Origin of the sequence: Nevskia sp. (assembly GCF_021732705.1) — a bacterium.
Taxonomy (GTDB): Bacteria; Pseudomonadota; Gammaproteobacteria; order Nevskiales; family Nevskiaceae; genus Nevskia.
Map to the genome: position 1 here is coordinate 145849 of NZ_JAKFUM010000008.1, position 18375 is coordinate 164223.

At 66.8% G+C, this 18375-nt stretch carries 18 protein-coding genes and 1 tRNA gene; 11 read left to right on the forward strand and 8 right to left on the reverse strand.

Going from position 1 to position 18375, the window contains the following annotated elements:
- Positions 1-40 precede the first annotated feature (40 nt).
- The 4 genes from QZ951_RS10060 (at position 41) to aac(6') (ending at position 4372) form a co-directional block, all read left to right on the forward strand.
- On the forward strand, positions 41-1435 hold the full coding sequence (locus tag QZ951_RS10060; protein ID WP_293000433.1) for a wax ester/triacylglycerol synthase family O-acyltransferase: 1395 nt from the start codon (positions 41-43) through the stop codon (positions 1433-1435).
- A gap of 103 nt (positions 1436-1538) precedes the next feature.
- The gene (locus QZ951_RS10065; protein ID WP_293000434.1) at positions 1539-2627 is read left to right on the forward strand and encodes a glycosyltransferase; all 1089 of its coding nucleotides are present in this window, start codon (positions 1539-1541) and stop codon (positions 2625-2627) included.
- Positions 2628-2720: 93 nt separating this feature from the next.
- Positions 2721-3914 carry a heparan-alpha-glucosaminide N-acetyltransferase domain-containing protein gene (locus tag QZ951_RS10070; protein ID WP_293000435.1) on the forward strand — a complete coding sequence of 398 codons (1194 nt, stop codon included), beginning with the start codon at positions 2721-2723 and terminating at the stop codon, positions 3912-3914.
- Entirely contained in the window at positions 3896-4372 is a 477-nt protein-coding gene (aac(6'), locus tag QZ951_RS10075; RefSeq protein WP_293000436.1) for an aminoglycoside 6'-N-acetyltransferase, read from the forward strand. The genes QZ951_RS10070 and aac(6') overlap by 19 nt, the downstream gene beginning before the upstream one ends.
- 9 nt (positions 4373-4381) lie before the next feature.
- On the opposite strand, the gene QZ951_RS10080 is transcribed toward aac(6'), so the two are convergent.
- The 6 genes from QZ951_RS10080 to QZ951_RS10105 all read right to left on the reverse strand — a co-directional run bounded on the left by QZ951_RS10080 (position 4382) and on the right by QZ951_RS10105 (position 9487).
- Entirely contained in the window at positions 4382-4888 is a 507-nt protein-coding gene (locus QZ951_RS10080) for a DUF2062 domain-containing protein (RefSeq protein WP_293000437.1), read from the reverse strand.
- The gene (locus QZ951_RS10085) at positions 4885-5250 is read right to left on the reverse strand and encodes a DUF1475 family protein (protein WP_293000438.1); all 366 of its coding nucleotides are present in this window, start codon (positions 5248-5250) and stop codon (positions 4885-4887) included. The genes QZ951_RS10080 and QZ951_RS10085 overlap by 4 nt, the downstream gene beginning before the upstream one ends.
- Positions 5251-5295: 45 nt before the next feature.
- On the reverse strand, positions 5296-6582 hold the full coding sequence (locus tag QZ951_RS10090) for a cyclopropane-fatty-acyl-phospholipid synthase family protein (RefSeq protein WP_293000439.1): 1287 nt from the start codon (positions 6580-6582) through the stop codon (positions 5296-5298).
- Positions 6583-6653: 71 nt separating this feature from the next.
- A complete protein-coding gene (locus tag QZ951_RS10095) occupies positions 6654-7478 on the reverse strand; it encodes a DUF1365 domain-containing protein (RefSeq protein WP_293000440.1) in 825 nt (274 codons plus the stop codon).
- Entirely contained in the window at positions 7451-8749 is a 1299-nt protein-coding gene (locus QZ951_RS10100; protein ID WP_293000441.1) for an FAD-dependent oxidoreductase, read from the reverse strand. Before QZ951_RS10100 ends, QZ951_RS10095 begins: the two co-directional genes overlap by 28 nt.
- Positions 8750-8818: 69 nt before the next feature.
- Entirely contained in the window at positions 8819-9487 is a 669-nt protein-coding gene (locus QZ951_RS10105) for an arylesterase (RefSeq protein WP_293000442.1), read from the reverse strand.
- 19 nt (positions 9488-9506) lie between these two features.
- Between QZ951_RS10105 and QZ951_RS10110 the strand changes: the two genes are divergently transcribed.
- The 7 genes from QZ951_RS10110 (at position 9507) to QZ951_RS10140 (ending at position 17066) form a co-directional block, all read left to right on the forward strand.
- Positions 9507-10178: an ABC transporter ATP-binding protein gene (locus tag QZ951_RS10110; RefSeq protein WP_366943866.1), complete on the forward strand. Its 672-nt coding sequence runs from the start codon at positions 9507-9509 to the stop codon at positions 10176-10178.
- Entirely contained in the window at positions 10171-12690 is a 2520-nt protein-coding gene (locus QZ951_RS10115) for an FtsX-like permease family protein (RefSeq protein WP_293000444.1), read from the forward strand. The genes QZ951_RS10110 and QZ951_RS10115 overlap by 8 nt, the downstream gene beginning before the upstream one ends.
- Positions 12687-13319 (forward strand): pyridoxamine 5'-phosphate oxidase family protein, encoded by a 633-nt coding sequence (locus tag QZ951_RS10120; protein ID WP_293000445.1) that lies wholly within the window; start codon positions 12687-12689, stop codon positions 13317-13319. The genes QZ951_RS10115 and QZ951_RS10120 overlap by 4 nt, the downstream gene beginning before the upstream one ends.
- Before the next feature lie 202 nt (positions 13320-13521).
- Positions 13522-14223, forward strand: coding sequence for a nitroreductase family protein (locus tag QZ951_RS10125; RefSeq protein ID WP_366943867.1), 702 nt, complete (start codon positions 13522-13524; stop codon positions 14221-14223).
- 203 nt (positions 14224-14426) lie between these two features.
- Positions 14427-15416 (forward strand): malate dehydrogenase, encoded by a 990-nt coding sequence (locus QZ951_RS10130; protein WP_293000447.1) that lies wholly within the window; start codon positions 14427-14429, stop codon positions 15414-15416.
- Between the two features lie 151 nt (positions 15417-15567).
- On the forward strand, positions 15568-16002 hold the full coding sequence (locus tag QZ951_RS10135; RefSeq protein ID WP_293000448.1) for a hypothetical protein: 435 nt from the start codon (positions 15568-15570) through the stop codon (positions 16000-16002).
- 89 nt (positions 16003-16091) lie between these two features.
- Positions 16092-17066, forward strand: a complete 975-nt coding sequence (locus QZ951_RS10140) for a magnesium transporter CorA family protein (RefSeq protein ID WP_293000449.1) — start codon at positions 16092-16094, stop codon at positions 17064-17066.
- 30 nt (positions 17067-17096) lie between these two features.
- On the opposite strand, the gene QZ951_RS10145 is transcribed toward QZ951_RS10140, so the two are convergent.
- Both QZ951_RS10145 and QZ951_RS10150 read right to left on the reverse strand, forming a co-directional pair.
- Complete coding sequence (locus QZ951_RS10145; RefSeq protein ID WP_293000450.1) at positions 17097-18053, reverse strand: MBL fold metallo-hydrolase; 957 nt, start codon at positions 18051-18053, stop codon at positions 17097-17099.
- 206 nt (positions 18054-18259) lie between these two features.
- A tRNA-Arg gene (locus QZ951_RS10150) sits at positions 18260-18336 on the reverse strand.
- Positions 18337-18375: the final 39 nt, after the last annotated feature.

Genomic DNA, 18375 nt, shown 5'->3' on the forward strand with positions numbered 1-18375 from the left:
CAGCTGCACAGAACAAGACCCTTGGTTCCGGGAGAACCCGATGGCTACCCGTCTGAAACCGCTCGATGCGTCGTGGCTGTACGTCGAATCGCGCGATACGCCGATGCATGTCGCCGGCCTGAACATCTTTTCGCTGCCGCCGGATGCGGCACCGGATTTCCTCGCCCGGCTGGTCGCCCAGCTCAAGGCTGCCAAGACCTTCGCGCCGCCGTGGAACCTGCGGCTGAAGGATTCCCTGCTGCGCGGCGTGCTGCCGGAATGGGAGATCGACGACGGGCTCGACCTCGAATACCACGTGCGGCATTCCGCACTGCCGAGCCCGGGCGGCGAGCGCGAACTCGGCGTGCTGGTGTCGCGCCTGCACAGCCACGCGCTGGACCTGTCGCGGCCGCTGTGGGAATGCCATGTCATCGAAGGGCTGGAGAACAACCGCTTTGCGCTGTACACCAAGATGCATCACGCGCTGATCGACGGCGTCGGCGGCATCCGGATGACGGCGCGGGCGTTTTCGGCCAGTGCCGGCGGCAGCAAGGTGGTGCCGCCGTGGACCATCGGGGTGGAAATGCGCAAGCGCCGCACCCGCAGTGACGACGACCAGACGCCGTCGACATTGGAGCGGCTGCGCGAGCAACTGCAGCAGCAGGTGGAACTGGTGCCGCAGGTGGCCGGCGCGCTGGCCAAGATCTGGCGCGGCAAGAAGCCGGACGATGCGCTCGCCACGCCGTTCAAGGCCCCGAAATCGGTGCTGAACGACCGCGTCGACGGCCAGCGCCGGTTCGCCACGCAGCAATACGACCTGGCGCGGCTGCGCGCGATCGCCGAAGCGGCGCGGGTCACGCTGAACGATGTCGTGCTCGCCATCTGTGCCGGCGCGCTACGGCGATTCCTGAAGGAAATGAACGTGTTGCCGCGGCGTTCGCTGACTGCGGGCCTGCCGGTGTCGCTGCGGCCGAAGGGCGACGAACAGCTCGGCACGGCGATCAGCTTCATGCTGGCCGACCTCGGCACGTCGATCGCCGACCCGGTCAAGCGCCTGCAGTGGATCCACGCCTCGACGGTCGGCGCCAAGGAGCACCTGCAGAGCCTGCCGAAGAGCGGCCTGAACAACTACACGATGCTGTTCATGGCGCCGTACATCATGGGCATGCTGACCGGCGCTGCCGGCCGGATCAAGCCGATGTTCAACCTGGCGATCTCCAACGTCCCGGGGCCGGACGAAACGCTGTATCTCGCTGGCGCGAAGCTCGAAGCGATGTATCCGGTGTCGGTGCTGCAGCACGGACAGGCGCTGAACATCACCTGCCTGTCGTACGCCGGCAAGCTGAACTTCGGCTTCACCGGCGCCCGCGATGCACTGCCGCACATGCAGCGACTCGCGGTCTACACCGGCGACGCGCTCGACGAACTCGAAGCGGCGGTCGGCATTCCGGCCTGAACGCAATGCCGTTCGAGGGGCGATAGGACCCGCCCGTCTGGCACCGCCTCCATCGTGTGAATACAATGTCATTCTGTGATGTAAATCACGGAAAAAACACGCAGTGAACGGACTCGACAAACACCCTCTCGTCAGTATCGTCGTCAACAACTACAACTACGAAACCTACCTCCGGACAGCGATCGACAGCGCGCTGAACCAGAGCTACCCGCGGGTGGAAGTGGTGGTGGTCGATGACGGCTCGACCGACAGTTCAGCCAAGCTGATCGCGGAATACGGTGCCCGGATCGTCCCGGTACTGAAGCGCAACGGCGGTCAAGGCTCCGCCTTCAATGCCGGATTCGCCGCCAGCCGCGGCGACTACGTCATGTTTCTCGATGCCGACGACGTCCTCTATCCGCAGGCCGTGCAGACCGTCGTCGAACAGTGGCGTCCGGGGATCATCGACACGATATTCCGTCTCGATCTGGTCGATGCCGACGGCAAGCATCTGGATGTCTTCCCCGCGCGCAGCATTGCCTTCGATACCGGCGACCAGCGCGCGACGCTGCTGACCACCGGCCGCTATTCGTCGACCGTGACCAGCGGCCATGCCTACACCCGTGCGTTCCTAGACCAGGTGCTGCCGGTGCCGGAAGCGGATTTCCGCATCTGCGCCGATGGCTACCTGATCACGATGGCGCCGCTGTACGGGCACATTGCCGCGATCGAAACCTGCCTCGGCCAATACCGCAAGCACGGCAAGAACCTGTGGGCGATTTCCGGCGGCAGCACGCCGCTGGCGGTGTTTCGCCGCTCGATCGATTTCGACCTGAAGAAGTACAAGCACCTGACACTTCGCGCCGAAGCGCTCGGGCTCAGCGTCGACGCCCGGCTGGGCTCGCGCGATCACCAGCATCTGGTGCAACGCATCGCGTCGCTGCGCATGGGCCCGGACAGCCACCCGCTGGTCGATGACCGCCTGCCACGACTGACCTTCGACGGCATCCGCGCCATCTGGCTGCACTCCGAATACCGCTGGCCGCGCAAGTGCCTGCTGATGGCCTGGTTCGCCTGGGTCGGGATCATGCCGCCGGTGCTGGCCAGCCCGGCGATCGCCTGGCTGCTGTCGACGCAGGCGCGCCCCCGGCTGCTCGATGTGCTGGTCAAGCGCCTACGCAGGATCAATCGCACCGCCTTGCCGGTCAGCTAAGCTCCGCGGCGGGCGAATTCCCGCCCGCCCGGAAGTCCGCGATGACGTCTGCGTGCTGCCGATGCCGGTCTTGAGCCGGCCACCGCGATCATCGTGACCACGACCGGCCCCGGCGCCCCCGAAACCAAGGCCCGCCTGCCGGCGCTGGATGCGCTGCGCGGCATCGTAGTCGTGCTGATGGCGCTGGACCATTGCCGCGACTACTTCAGCGCCTACCCGTATCCGCCGACCGATCTCGATCAGGCTTCCGTCGCGCTGTTCCTGACCCGCTGGATCACCCACTTCTGCGCGCCGGTGTTCGTGCTGCTGGCCGGCACCAGCGCCTGGCTGCACGCCGCGAACGGCGGGCTCGACCGTCGCGCGCTGCAGCGCTTCCTCGTCTCGCGCGGCCTGTGGATCGTGTTTCTGGAGCTGACGTGGAACAGCGTCATGTGGCGTTTCGACCTGCACGGCATCCAGTTGCAGGTGCTGTGGGCGCTGGGCATGTCGATGCTGTTCCTGGCGCTGCTGCTGTGGCTGCCGCGCGCCGCGATCATCGCGATCGGCGCTGCCATCGTCATCGGCCACCACGGGCTCGATGGCCTCCACGCCAGCGATTTCGGTGCCGAAGATTCGCCGGCCGCGCTCGGCTACAGCCTGCTGCACGAGTTCCACTTCATCCGCAGCGCCAACGGTTTCGAGTTCGGCATCATCTACCCGCTGCTGCCGTGGATCGGCGTCATGGCGCTCGGCTACGGGCTGGGGCCGGTGTTCGCGCAGCCGGCCGCGGTCCGCGACCGGCGTCTGCTGCAGCTCGGGCTCGCTGCGCTGCTGCTGTTTGCGCTGCTGCGGCTGGCCAATGGCTATGGTGATCCGCAGCACTGGGCGGTCAACGCCCGCGGCGCCGTGTTCACTGCGCTGGGCTGGCTCAACGCCAGCAAGTACCCGCCGTCGTTGATTTATCTGACGATGACCCTGGGCCCGGCGCTGCTGCTGCTGAGCCGGCTCGATCACTGGCGCGGGCGGCTGGCGACGATCGTCACCACCTTCGGCCGCGTGCCGATGTTCTTCTATCTGCTGCACGTGCCGCTGATCCATCTCGGCAGTCTGGCCGCGCGCTATATCCTGTTCGGCCCGGCGGCGTTCAGCGGCGAGCGTCCGGACGACCTGCCGGCCAGCTACGAACCGAGCCTGCTGCCGGTCTACGGCGCGTGGTTCATCGTGCTCGTATTGCTTTATCCCCTGTGCCGCTGGTTTGGCGACTACAAGCGGCGTCACCGAGACCAGACATGGCTGAGTTATCTCTGAGCATCCACCCCTGCCGTTCGGTCGACGAACCGGGCTGGCTCGCGTTCCGCGAAGCGCTGTGGGACGACTGCCCGCGCGACGAGCATCTGGAGGAAATGGCCAGCTTTCTGGCCGATCCCGCGCGCTTTGCGCAGTTCATGGCCTGCCGGTCCGATGACGGCCGACCGGTCGGCTTCGTCGAGGCTTCGCTGCGCGTCGACTACGTCAACGGCACCGATTCCAGCCCGGTGACCTTCATCGAAGGCGTGTACGTCGACCCTGCCCATCGCCGCCACGGCGTGGCGCGCGCGCTGCTGGCACCGGTCCGGGCCTGGGCATTGGCGCAGGGCTGTACCGAACTGGCGTCCGATGCCGCGATCGACAACCACGCCAGCCACGCCCTGCATCGGGCCATGGCGTTCGAGGAAACCGAACGCGTCGTGTTCTTCCGGCTGCCGCTGGACGGCGCGGCGGACTGAAGCGTCGGCTCAGGCCGCCGTCCGCAGCGTGCGCAGTGCCATCGCGCGGAACACTGGCCGCAGCCCGTAGTACAGCGCCGCAATCGCGAACGGCGCGGCGACGCACCAGGCGGCAACGCCACCGAGCGCCACCAGCCCGAAATCGGCGATGAACTGCATCGGCCCGGCCTGAAAGCGTTCCAGCATCTCCGGAATCGACAGGTTCACGTGCGGCGCGCCGAACCATTCGCCGGCGCGATAGAACGGCAGCAGCAGCGCGAACTGCAGCGGGTAGCACAGGTAATTGACGAGCTGGATGATCGGCTGGTTCAGCTTCAACCGGAACGCGACCAGCGCGCACAGCAGGGTCGTCGAGCCCAAGATCGGGAACACCGCGATCACGGCACCGAGCGCGGCGGTCAGCGCGATCTTTTCCGGCGTGATGCCCTGCCGAAGCTGATCGAGAATCGGCGTGACGACCTTGCGTTGCCAGACACTGCCGGTGCTCGGCGGAGCCAGGGTCGGGGTGTCGCTCATCGGGCTGATGGGCGCGAACGGCGCAGCAAAAAATCCTCGATCGTCGCCCCGGCCGGCAGCCTGACCAGCGTGATCAGCGCGTACGCCGCCATCGCCATGTTGCCGAGCAGCAGCACCGCCACCAGCCACGCGCCGCGGGCGATCCACGAGGTTTCCTTGTAGGCAATCCACAGCCAGAACCACAGGAACGCGAAGTAGGCGTCGAACAGGGTCGCGACGAACCACGGGTTGTTGCCGCCGGCTGGGTTCGCGCTCAGGTCGGCAATCGCCGGCACGATGCTCTGATGGCCGGTGGCCCAGATCGACACGCCGATCAGCGCGGCCAGCGCCGCAACCGCGAATGCTGCAATGCCCGCTTTCATCGTCTTGTGAAGATTCCTTGATCAGGCCCGTGCGCAAGCCAGCGCTCAGGCCGGCTTGTTCAGCGTGATGTGCATCAGATCGATCGAGCCGGTGCGGAAGCCGCATTCGCAGTAGCTCAGGTAATAGCGCCACATGCGCAGGAAGCGCTCGTCGAACTGCTTGACGATCTGCTCGCGGACGCCGAGCACATTGCGATGCCAGGCGGCGAGCGTGTCGGCGTAGTCCTTGGCGTAGAACGTCGGGTTCGCCGGCAGCAGGCCGGCGGTGCGCGCCAGATCCTGGAACAGCCCCGGCGGGCACAGCATGCCGCCCGGGAAGATGTACTTCTGGATGAAGTCGCGCTTGGTCCGGTAGTTGTCGAAGATCGCCGGGTTGATCGTGATGCCCTGGATCGCGGCGATGCCGCCGGGCTTCAGCGCCTTGGAGATCGCGGCGAAATAGCCCGGCCAGTATTCCTCGCCGACCGCTTCGTACATCTCGATCGAGACGACGCGGTCGTAGGTGTCGGTGACGTCGCGGTAGTCCCGGATCTCGAAGGTCACCCGATCGGCGACACCGGCCTTCTCCGCGCGAATCTTCGCTTCGGCGTACTGCTCGTTCGACAGCGTGATCGAATGCACGCGGCAGCCGGCGTGCTTCGCGGCGTAGATCGCGAAGCCACCCCAGCCGGAGCCGATTTCGAGCAGCGTGTGCTCGGGCTTCAGGTCCAGCCGCTCGAACATCAGCTGGAACTTGTTGATCTGGGCGTCCATCAACGTCTCGTTCGGCTTGATGTACATGCCGGACGAGTAGGCCATCGTGTCGTCGAGCCACATCTTGTAGAACTCGTTGCCGAGGTCGTAGTGGTACTCGATGTTCTTCTTCGCGGTGCGCTTGGTGTTGGCGCGCAGCTTGTGCTTGACCATGCCCCAGAAGCGGCCGAGCCAGTTGATCTCGAACGGGCCCTTGTAGTGCGGCTCGTTCAGGTACATGACCATCAGCAGGCGGGTGAGGTCCGGCGTTTCCCAGCAGTCGTCGAGATAGGCGTCGCCGATGCCGACTTCGCCGCCGGTCAGCAGGTGCCGCATCAGGCGCTCGCTCTTGATCTGCCAGAGCCCGTGCGGGCCGGGCTCGCTGCCTTCGAAGCGGCGCGTGCTGCCATTCGGCAGGATGATGTCGAGGGTGCCGACCTTCACGCCGGACATCATGTACATCAGGATCTTCAGGCCCCAGCTGAGGCCGGCGTTGTCGCCACGGGTGGCGAAATCGGACGGCAGATCGGGCGAAAAGCCGTCGCGGCTCATGATCTGGTCCAGCGGTTCGCGTGGTTCGCGCTTGTCGTTGTCGTTCATCTCGGGCTCGGGACAGTCAGTCGGGTCCGTGCGGCAGGCATTTTGGGCAGGTCAGGCAAGGCAACAGCGGTTCAGCTCATCTCGTGCCGCGGCGGCAGCGGCTTCTTGTGGAAGCGCGCGCCACGCAGCCAGATCTTCAAGGCTTCCCAGTGAATGCCGGCGACGACCTTGAACGTCATCAACGGCATCCGCAGGACCTGCCGGACGATCGCACCGTCGCTCAGCGCCACCCGCTCTCCGGCGAGTGTGGCATCGAGAATCGGCACGCCGTCGCGCGTTTCGTGGATCACCACCCGCAGCCGCTCGCCCGGATCTTCCAGCGTGAAGCGATAGCGGCCGACGAGATCGAAGAACGGCGACACGTGAAAGCACTTGTCCTTCTCGTATGGCTGCTGATACGGCATCGGCTGGCCGTCGGATGCGAGCAGGTAGCAGTGCTTCTCGCCGAAGGTGTTGCGCACTTCGGCAATCACGGCGCGCAGAGTGCCGTCGCGATGCTCGCAGTACCACATCGAGATCGGGTTGAACGCGAAGCCGAACAGCCGCGGGAACGCCAGCAGCCGGATGCGGCCGCCATCGAGATCGATCTTCGCGCTCTTCAGCAGCGCCTCGGCCCAGGCCCGCAGCGCGCCCGGCGCGGTGGCGCCGCTGCCGTGGTCGGCGTCGCGAAAGCTCAGCAGGTTGAAGCGGTTGCGGCTGAACAGGCGCAGCGGTGCCACGGCCTCGTCGATCCGGTCGATGTCCCAGACCACGTAGAACACGGTGTAGACGAAGCGGTAGAACGGCGCGATCAGACGCCGATGCATGACGCGGCTGGGGTACAGCGCCGCGGCGTCGCGGGTCCGCTCCGAAGCTGAGGCGCTATCGATCAAAGCGCAGTCCAGCTCGGCAGGCACGAGGCATCGATCCCCTTCACCGCCCGCAGCCCGGACTTCAGCCCGTCCTCGTGGAAGCCGTATGCGGTCCAGGCACCGGCCCACCACAGGCCGCCGTTGCCCTGGATCGCCGGCAGCTTCGCGTGCGTGATCTGGCTGGTCGCGGTGTAGTGCGGGTGGTGGTAGACGACTTCGTAGATGGTCTTGTCGCGCGGGATCGGCCGCTGCGGGTTCAGGGTCACGAGGTAGTTCACCGGCCCCGGAATGTGCTGCAGCAGGTTCATCCAGTAAGTGCCGGAAATGCGCTGGTCGTGGATTTCCGAGACCGGATGCGTGTAGTTCCAGCTGGCCCACGCCGCGCGCCGCTTCGGCAGGAACGAGTCGTCGGTGTGCAGCACGACCTTCGATTCCGAATACGGAATGCCGGCCAGCACCTCGGTTTCCGCCGGACTGGCATCGGCCAGCAGGCGCAGCGCCTGATCGGAATGCGTGGCGCAGATCACGTGATCGAAGCGCTGCTCGTCGGCCTGACCGGCGAACTGCAGCCAGACGCCCGGCGTGCCATCCGGATGGGCGGGCTCGCGGCGAATCCGCGTCACCGGCGAATTCAGCCGGACCCGGCCCTTGAAGCGCGACAGCAGCTTCTTGACGTAGGTATTGCTGCCGCCGACGACCGAATGCCAGGTCGGCTGCTGGGTCGCGGTGAACAGGCTGTGGCTGTCGAAGAAGCGCATGAAGTCGTCGGCCGGATATTCGGCGGCGGCCTTCGGCGAGCAGCTCCAGATCATGCCGGCCATCGGCAGCAGGTAGTCGCGGCGGAGTTCCTGCGAGAAGCCTTCGCGATCGAGGAATTCGCCAAGCGAGCCTTTCGGCAGGTTGCCGGACTTCAGCAGTGCGTTGCAGCGCTTGTTCAGCTTCAGGATGTCCAGCAGCATCCGGATGTGGCTGATCCTGAACAGGTTGGTCCACTGCGCGAAGACGCTGAGGACCTGATCGCTGCCCTTCCATTCGTAGGCGCCGTCGCCGATCGACACCGCGAACGACATGCTGGTCGGCTGGGTCTTGACCTCCAGCTCCTTGAACAGCGCGGTCAGGTTCGGATAGTTGATGCCGTTGTAGACGATCCAGCCGGTGTCGACCGCGCCGATGCCGTTCGGCGTGTTGATCTCGATGGTGTTGGTGTGGCCGCCTACGCGGCCGTCCTGCTCGAACAGCGTGACCTCGTGCTTCTGCGCGAGGAAGTAGGCGGCGGACAGGCCGGAAATGCCGGAGCCGATGACGGCGATGTTCATTTTTTCAGGATGCAGGGGACGGATAGCAGGAGACGCAAGGCGGATGCCGCGCAGCATTGCGCAGCGCTGTTACGGTGCTGCGACCTTGCGGGATGCGATGGGCGCCTTCAGCACCGGCAGCAGCGTGGGCCACACGGCGTCGAGCAGTTGCGGCTGGGCTTCGCCGGTCGGATGGATGCCGTCATCCTGAAACCAGCGCGGGCGATCGGTGGCGATCGGCGCCAGAAAGAACGGCACCAGCGGCGCCTTGACCGCCGCCGCCACGTCGCCGAACGCCTTCTGGAAGCGGCTGGTCATCACCGGGCCGTAGTTTTCCGGAATCCGCATCTCGAAGATCACCGGCGCGGCACCGGCCTTGATCGCCAGCCGCGCCATCTGTTCGAGGTTGTTGCGCATCGCTTTCAGATCGAGCCCGCGCAGGCCGTCGTTGCCGCCGAGTTCGATCAGCACCACGTCCGGCTGGTGCCGCGCCAGCGCCGCAGGCAGCCGGGCCAGCCCGCCGGCCGTGGTTTCGCCGGACACCGAGGCGTTGACCACGGACCAGCGATTCAGCGCCGGATCGGCTTGAGATTTGAGCTTCCGTTCCAATAAAGAAGCCCATCGGGCCTGCGCATCCACGCCGTAGCCGGCGCTCAGCGAATCGCCCCAGACCAGGATCGTCGGGCCAGCCAGCGCCGCACCGGCGAGCAGCCAGCCGGCCAGCACCATCACCACGCGGTATCGGAGTTGTCGAAGCATGAGTGCAGACGCTGCAGGCCTGAAACCAGCCGTGATTGTCGCTGAAAACCTGACACAGAAAATTGTCAGCGGCGGCGAACAGATCGCGATCCTCGATGCCCTGAGCCTGCGCGTGACCGCCGGCGAATCGGTGGCCATCGTCGGCGCCTCCGGGTCCGGCAAGACCACCCTGCTGTCGCTGCTGGCCGGGCTCGATTCGCCCACCGCCGGCTCGATCATGCTGGCCGGCCAGCCGCTTTCAAGTCTCGACGAGGACGGCCGCGCCGCGCTTCGTGCCGGCCGGGTCGGCTTCGTGTTCCAGTCGTTCCAGCTGCTGGCCGGCCTCACCGCGCTGGAAAACGTGATGCTGCCGGCCGAGCTCGCCGGCCGCGCCGATGCCGAAGCGCTGGCACGCGACACGCTGGCCAAGGTCGGCCTCGCGGCGCGCACCGGCCACTATCCGTATCAATTGTCCGGCGGCGAGCAGCAGCGTGTGGCGATCGCCCGCGCCTTCGCCGCCCAGCCGGAAATCCTGTTCGCCGACGAGCCGACCGGCAATCTCGATGCCGCCACCGGCAGCCGCATCGTCGACCTGCTGTTCGAGCTGAACCGGGAACGCGGCGCGACCTTGGTGCTGGTCACCCACGACCTGAACCTGGCCGCACGCTGCGACCGCGTGCTGCGCCTGCGCGCGGGGCGTTTCGATGACTGACGCCCGCGCGGCCAACCCGCTGCGTTTCGCGTTCCAGCGCCTGCGTCGCGGCTGGACCAGCGGCGAACTGCGCGTGCTGGTGCTGGCACTCGCCGTCGCCGCCGCGGCGGCCATCGCCGTCGGCCTGTTCACCGATCGCGTGCGGCTGGCGCTGGAAGCCGGGGCTGGCGACCAGCTCGGGGCCGATGCCGTCGTCTCCGGGCGCGATCCGCTGCCGGCCCAGACCTATGACGCGATCAGGGCGACCGGCGTCCGCATCGTCATGATCACGACCTTTCCGAGCGTGGTCGCGCGCGAGGACGGCGACGAAACGCAGCTTGCGACGATCAAGGCGGTGGAAGCCGGCTACCCGCTGCGTGGCGCGCTGCGGCTGGCGCGCGAGCCGTTCGGCGCGACCGAACCGGCGCCGCCTCAGCCGGCGCGCGGCGAGGTCTGGGTCGACCTGAAGTTGTGGACGCATCTCGGTCTGCGCCTCGGGGCCAAGCTGCAGGTCGGCAGCCGCAGCTTCGAGATCACGCGGCTGATCGCCGAAGAACCGGGCCGCAGCGGCGCGTTTGCCGAACTGGCGCCATCGCTGCTGATCCGTGCCGAGGATCTGGCCGACACCGGCCTCGTCGGCCCCGGCAGCCGCGTCCAGCTGAGCTGGCAGCTCGGTGGCACGCGCGAGCAACTGAAGGCGGCGGAAGCGGTGAAGCTGCCGGACGCCTGGAAGTTCACCACGCCGGAAAACGCGCGGCCGGAAGTGCGCAACTCGCTGAACCGCGCGCGCAGCTTCCTGAACATCGCCGTGCTGGCGACGATCCTGCTGTCGGCGGCGGCCGTGGCGCTGGCCGCGCGGCAATACAGCCAGCGGCTGCGCGATGAAGTGGCGCTGCTGAAAGTGCTCGGCGCGCGCCGTGCGTTCATCCGTCAGGTGCTGGTGCTGCAGGTGCTGCTGCTCGGCCTGATCGCCGGCGGACTCGGGGCAGCCGTCGGCGTCGGCGGACAGTCGGTGCTGGCCAATCTCGCCGCACCGGTGCTGAAGATCACGCTGCCGACGCCGGGCTGGCTGCCGCTGCCGGCGGTACTGGCGCTGGTGCTGCTGATGCTGGCCGGCTTCGCGCTGCCGCCGGTGCTGGCGTCGGTGGAATCATCGCCGGTGCGCGTGTTCCAGCGCGCAGCCGATCCGGCGCGCGGATCCGCCGCCGGCATCGTCGCGGCCGTGGTCGCGATCGCCGCCCTGCTGTGGCTGCAGGCCGGCAGCGTGAAGCTCGCCGGCTTCGTGCTCGGCGGCGCGCTGGCCACCGCCGGCGTGCTGGCGCTGTTCGCGTGGCTGCTGGTGCGCGGTCTGGCCGGCGTCCGCGCGCGCGGCGGGCTGTCGTGGCGCTTCGGCCTCGGCAACATCGCGCGGCGCAAGGGCGCGGCGGTGGCGCAGATCGTCGCGCTGGGTGTCGCGCTGATGGCGCTGCTGCTGGTGACGGTGGTTCGCGAGGACCTGCTGGCCACGTGGAAGAACAAGCTGCCGGCGACCACGCCGAACCAGTTTCTCGTCAACATCCTGCCGGAGCAGGTGACGCCGCTGCGGGCGTTCTTCGCCGAACGCGGCTACGCCGATCTGGCGCTGGTGCCGATGGTGCGCGGCCGCCTGACCGGCCTGAACGGCCAGGAAGTGACGGCCGACAGCTTCGACGACCCGGAAACCCGGCGCTGGATCAACCGCGAGTTCAACCTGAGCTGGACCGACCGTTTCGGCGACGACAGCACCTTCCTGCAGGGCAAGCCCTGGGGTCCGGAAGCGAACGGCAAGCCGTGGGTCGTGGTCGACGAGTACGGTGTCGAGCGGCTGAAGTTGAAGCTCGGCGACACGATGACCCTGGACTTCGCCGGCACGCCGCTGACCTTCGAAGTGCACGCCACCCGCAAGATCAACTGGGACAGCTTCCGGCCGAACTTCTTTGTCGTCGCCGCTCCCGGCGTGCTCGATGCGCCGGGCCTGAGCCCGCCGCTGCAGTGGATCACCAGCTTCTACCTGCCGAGCGAGAAACGGGCGCTGCTGCGCGAACTGATCCGCGAATTCCCGAACGTGACCGCGATCGATCTCGATGCAGCCCTGAATCAGGTGCGCAGCATCGTCGACCGCATCGTCTCCGCGCTCGAGTTCATCTTTCTCTTCACCTTGCTGGCAGGACTGATCGTGATGATGGCCGTGATCGAAGGCTCCCGGGCCGACCGGGTCCGGGAAACCGGCGTGCTGCGCGCCTTGGGGGCCTCGAGCCGGGTGATCCGGCAGGGCCTGATCGCGGAATTCGCCGTGCTCGGCCTGCTGGCCGGGACCGTGGCCGCGCTGGCCGCGCAGGCACTGGCCTGGGCGCTGGCCGTCGGCGTGCTGGAACTGCCGTACGGACCGCGGCCGCTGCTGTGGCTGGCCGGGGCCGCAGCCGGCTGCCTGATCGTCACCGCTGCCGGCTACCTGAGCCTGCGCCGCGTGCTGACGACCTCGCCGCGCGTGGTCCTCGCCGGGGGCGGCGCATGAGCCGCGCCGAGAACCGCGAAGGCCGGCTGCCGCCGGAATCGCTCGATGCCGTCGAAGCCGAAGCCTGGGCCTTCCTCGAAGCCGGTGGCCGCTCGTTCCGCGCGCCGTTCCACAGCGGCGTGATCGGCACCCTCGGCGCCGAGGGCCCGTCGACCCGCGTCGTGATCCTGCGCGGGGCCGATGGTCCACGCCGCCGCGTCTGGTGTCACACCGACACTCGCAGCCCGAAGTTCGCGGAGATCCGCGCCGATCCGCGCGTCGCGTGGACCTTGTACGACGAGCCGTCACGCCTGCAGTTCCGGCTCTGGGGCCGTGCCAGCCTGCACCATGACGATGCGCTGGCCGACGAACGCTGGGCGGCCACGGCGATGAACAGTCGCAAGATCTATCAGGCCGTGGTCGCGCCCGGCACAGTCAGCCCGGTGCCGACCACCGGCCACCCGCCGGAACTCGATGACGAGCGCTGGACGCTGGAATTCAGCGAACGCGGCCGGCCGAACTTCGCCGTGGTCGAAACCGTCGTCACCCGGCTCGAAGCGCTGTACCTGCACCACGCCGGCCATCGCCGCATCGGCATCCACTACGGTGCGGACGGCCAGCGGCTGTCGGCCGACTGGCTCGTTCCGTGAATCCCGACATCCAGACTTCCCGCACCCCCCGAACCCCGAACGCCCGATGACCGAATCCGTCGAATCCCCGAAGCCGGCCGCCGCCGCCCCTCGCAAGCGCGCGCCGCGCAAGACCGCGGGCGCCCCATCGGCCCCGAAACAGCCGCCGAACACCATCCTCGTCGATGGCAAGCCGCGCTACTTCGAGCCGGCGCCGCAGGACATGGACATCGAGGCGTTCCGCAAGGTGGTCACCAGCCGGCGCTCGGTGCGCAAGTTCACCGCCAAGCCGATTCCGAAGGCGGTGCTCGACGACTGCCTCGATCTGGCGATGCTCGCGCCGTGCTCGTCCGGCCTGCAGCCGTGGGAGTTCTACATCGTGCGCTCGGCCGACAAGAAGGCGAAGCTGGTCAAGGCCTGCATGAGCCAGCTGGCGGCCAAGACGGCGGCCGAGCTGATCGTCTGCGTGGCGCGCACCGACCGGGTGGAGTCGTTCTCCAAGCAGATGCTGCGCGACTGGCCGATGCCGGACGTGCCGCCGCTGGTGAAGCGCTACTACCAGCTGATTCCGTACTACTACGCGCCCGGGCCGCTGAACAGCTTCGCGCTGGTGAAGAAGGCGGCGATTGCCGCCGGCGGTCTGGTGGCGCCGGTGCCGCGCGGGCCGTACACCACCGCGGAAGTGCAGCTCTGGGCGGCGAAGAGCACGGCCCTGGCCTGCGAAAACCTGGTGCTGGCGCTGCGCGCCCACGGCTACGACAGCTGCATGATGGAAGGCTTCGACGAAGTGCGGGTGCGCAAGCTGCTGAAGCTCGGCCCGGAAGCACTGCCGATCATGGTCGTCGGTGCCGGCGAACGGGCGGACGACGGCGTGTTCTGGCCGCAGGTGCGCTTCGAGCGCGCGCTGTTCGTCAAGGAAGTCTGAGCGCCTGTTTCCGGCGGAGGGTGCCGGGCGGCAGCTGAAAATCGCCGCCAGCAGCCCGGAAAACCTGGCGAACGTCCAACAAGACGGTTCGCCGGACGCGTTGAAATCACCTGCCGGTCGCCCCGGCCGGGTCAACAGCGGCATAATTCGGCGCCCAAAAAGCACGCCGCACCCCCTCACCCACGAATAACTGGAAAACATCCATGAAGAAGCCCGTCAAGGTCGCCATCACCGGCGCCGCCGGCCAGATTGCCTACTCGCTCATTTTCCGGGTCGCCTCGGGCTCGATGCTCGGCCCGGACCAGCCGGTGATCCTGCAGCTGATCGAAGTGCCGGTGCCGGAAGTGCTCGAGAAGCTGAAGGGCACGATCATGGAAGTCGAAGACTGCGCGTTTCCGCTGGTCGCCGGCATCGAGCTGCACTCCGACCCGCAGACCGGCTTCGAAGGCACCGACTACGCGCTGCTCGTCGGCGCCCGCCCGCGCGGCCCGGGCATGGAGCGCAAGGATCTGCTGACCGCCAACGGCGGTATCTTCGGCCCGCAGGGCAAAGCGCTGGCGACCAAGGCCTCGAAGAACGTCAAGGTGCTGGTGGTCGGCAACCCGGCCAACACCAACGCGCTGATCGCCGCCACCGCCGGCTCGAAGGAAGGACTGAACCCGCGCCAGGTGCACGCGATGGTTCGCCTCGACCACAACCGCGCGATCAGCCAGCTGGCGTCGAAGACCGGCGTCCATGGCAACGACATCGACAACGTCATCATCTGGGGCAACCACAGCTCGACCCAGTACCCGGACGTCAGCCACACGACGATCGGCGGCAAGAAGGCCAAGGATCTGGTCACCCAGGAATGGCTGGAAAAGGACTTCATCCCGGTCGTGCAGCAGCGGGGTGCTGCGATCATCAAGGCGCGCGGCCTGTCGTCGGCCGCCTCGGCCGCGTCCGCCGCCGTCGACCACATGCGCGACTGGGCGCTCGGCTCGAACGGCAAGATCGTGTCGATGGGCGTGCCGTCGGACGGCAGCTACGGCATCGCGCCGGGCATCGTTTATGGCTACCCGTGCATCTGCAAGGACGGCGACTACGAGATCGTGCAGGGCCTGTCGGTCGACGACTTCTCGCGCAGCCGCATGACGGTCACCGAGAACGAGCTGCGTGAAGAACGCGCCGCCGTTGAAGACCTGCTGAAGTAAGGCCGCCGCGAGCGGACCGACCCGGCCCGTCGCCTCGCGCGCGGGCCGGGTTTCTTTTTGGCGCGGCCGGCAGGCCGGTCACGCGGCATCCGGGCACCATTGGCATTCGCCGCAGTCTGAAGACGCAAGCCTTCTTCACGAGGATTTCACAATGCTCCCGTCCCGCCGCCTTGCCGCACTCTCGATGTCCCTCGCCGTCGTCACCGCCGGCCCGGCCGCCGCGTTCGAGCTGAAGGTCAAGAGCGAGAACCCGCAGATCAGCGAAGAAGCCGTACGCGCGGCCGTCAACGCCATTGCCGGCGAGATCGGCCAGAACATCCCGGAAGACCCGAATATCAAGGTCTACGTCTACACCCGCGCACTGCCATCGAAGATCGAAGGCCAGATGATCTACTTCCACCGCGTGCAGCTGACCAAGGCGGTCAGTGGCGGCAAGCCGTATCCGGTGCGCGCCTGGCTGCCGATCAAGTCGGTCGAGCGCTACGGCGTCGATGACCCGGCGCAGCTGCGGCCGCGCCTGGACGAGGCGCTGCGCGACTTCTTCAGGCAGATGAAGACCATCGATCCGGACAAGGGCGTCGAGTAACCGCGTCCGATCGCGAGCGCGGCCTCCCGCGCCACCCGCAACCTCCCGATCACCGCGGCCGGCCCGGCGCCGGCGCGACAGGAATCTCCATGCAGATCTACCAGCTGAACCGTCAGGGCGAGGTGCCGAAGCGCCTCGACAGTGTCGATCGCCTGCCGGACGAAGGCTTCATCTGGCTCGACTTCACGCGGAGCGATGCCCTCGAATGGCCGCAGTGGGCCGAACGGCTCAGCGGCGAGAAAGTCCACGACGCCCACATCAGCGACAGCTTCAACGGCGATCACCCGTCGTACTTCGACGGCACCGAGGACTACGACATGCTGATCTTCCAGGGCCTGACCCCGGAAGACTGCGAATCGTCGCAGCACCTGATCGTCACCAAGTCCGCCGCGTTCTTCATGTTCGACCGGCTGCTGATCACCGTACACGCCGCCGAAAACGTGTCGTTCCAGAAGGTGAAGGAAAAATTCTGCGAAACCCGGCTGCGTTTTCCGTCCACGCCGATCGGGCTGGTCCACAGCATTCTCGACATCATGGTCGACCGCTACCTGACCATCGTCGATGAACTGGAAGATCGGCTGGAAAAGCTGCAGGACGCGCTGCTGGACCCGAAAGACCCGTTCGACGACTGGCAGGAGCTGCTCGACTACCGCAAGCAGGCGCACCAGTTCGAACTGCTGTGCGAACACAACCTGCAGACCATCGGCACCTGGCGCCGCCGCATGCGCGTGGAGCTGACCGAAAACCAGCGCGTGCGGCTGGATGATCTGGTCGAACACCTGACCCGCGTCCAGACCCATGGCGACGCGCTGCAGAAAGACGTCGAAGTCGCCGTGCAGCTGCACTTCGCCTCGATGAGCCACCGCACCAACGAAATCGTCCGCACGCTGACCGCCGTCTCGATCATCTTCTTCCCGATGACCCTGATCACCGGCATCTACGGCATGAACTTCGACAACATGCCCGAGCTGCACACCCGCTACGGCTACTTCATCGTGCTTGGCGTCATCGCCACGCTGGGGCTGGGGCTGCTGTATCTGCTGAAGAAGCGGAAGGTGTTTTGAGGGGCGGAGCAAGCGGCTCGTCCATCGGCTTCAGACGCCGAGCGCCTTGAGGACAGCCCCCAGCGCCTTGCGTACCGGCCCGATCGGTTGCACAACCAGCCGGTCGAGCACGATCTCCGCCGCATTGTTCCGCGTCTGCTGCAGGCGTCGATCAAGCTCGAACAGATCGGCTACCTGCAGCCCAAGCCCCGCTTCTTCCGGCTGATAGGTCGTGCCGACCGGGTACAACTTGCCCCCACGCGACATTTCGATGTGGGTCCCCATCAGGAAACTCACCCGATGCTGGCGCGCAAACGCCGCGAGCCCCTGCACCGACGACACGTAGCTGGGCCAGTGCTGGACCAGCACCAGACCGGGGTACACGGTATCCCCGGTCAGCAACCATCCGGTGCGCTCGTCAAAGACCGTCAGGCTCTCGTCCTGATGGCCGGGCGTTGGAAGCAACTGCAACATGCGCCCGCCAAGATCCAGCGTGGCGCTGCCCTGCGGCCAGTTGCTCAGCTTGAACTGCCGGATGATGGCTTCGCGCTGCGGCTCTACCAAGGTGACATCGGGGCGATTCCTGAACTGCGCATCGCCGCCGGTGTGATCCCGGTGGCTGTGCGAATGCGCGACCAGCATCGCGGGAGAGGCAGACGCACTGTTTCGGGCACGTTGTTCGATCAATCCACGCAACGTGTCCAGCAACGCCGTCGCAGGACCATCGACTTTGCCGCCGGTGTCCTGCACGAACACCGTGTGCGCGCCGAACAGCACATAAATGAACGGCGCTTCGAAATGCAGGCACTTGTTCTGACGAAGAATGTAAGTGTCCGCATCGGCTTGAAAAACCTCGAACGCCGGATTGCGATCAATCGAGCAATTCTCGGCACCGTGCATCCATTGCCGGCTGGCCGCTTGTGCCAACAGCGGCGACGGCGCCGCCGCCCCGTCTGGGCCGATCCCGAGCAGCAGGCACAGCATCAGGGTTCGCAGCAAGAGAGGCATCGGGATCACCGGGCAAGTGCGTTTCATTCCGTGTACCCGCCCGCAACAGCGTTGTCCATTGCCGTTGACCGATGCTGCCGCTCTACGCCGGGGGCCTTGTTCTCTGCCCGCCAGACCTTCAATGGCAGCGACAAGCTGAGCGTCAGGCCAATGGACAGCAAAAAGCCCGCGACGGATTAACCGAGGCGGGCTCTAAGTCATTGATTTGGTGCGCCCGAGAGGATTCGAACCTCTGACCCCTTCCTTCGGAGGGAAGTACTCTATCCAGCTGAGCTACGGGCGCGGAGGCTGCAAGGATACTACGGACGGTCCCGATTGCGCG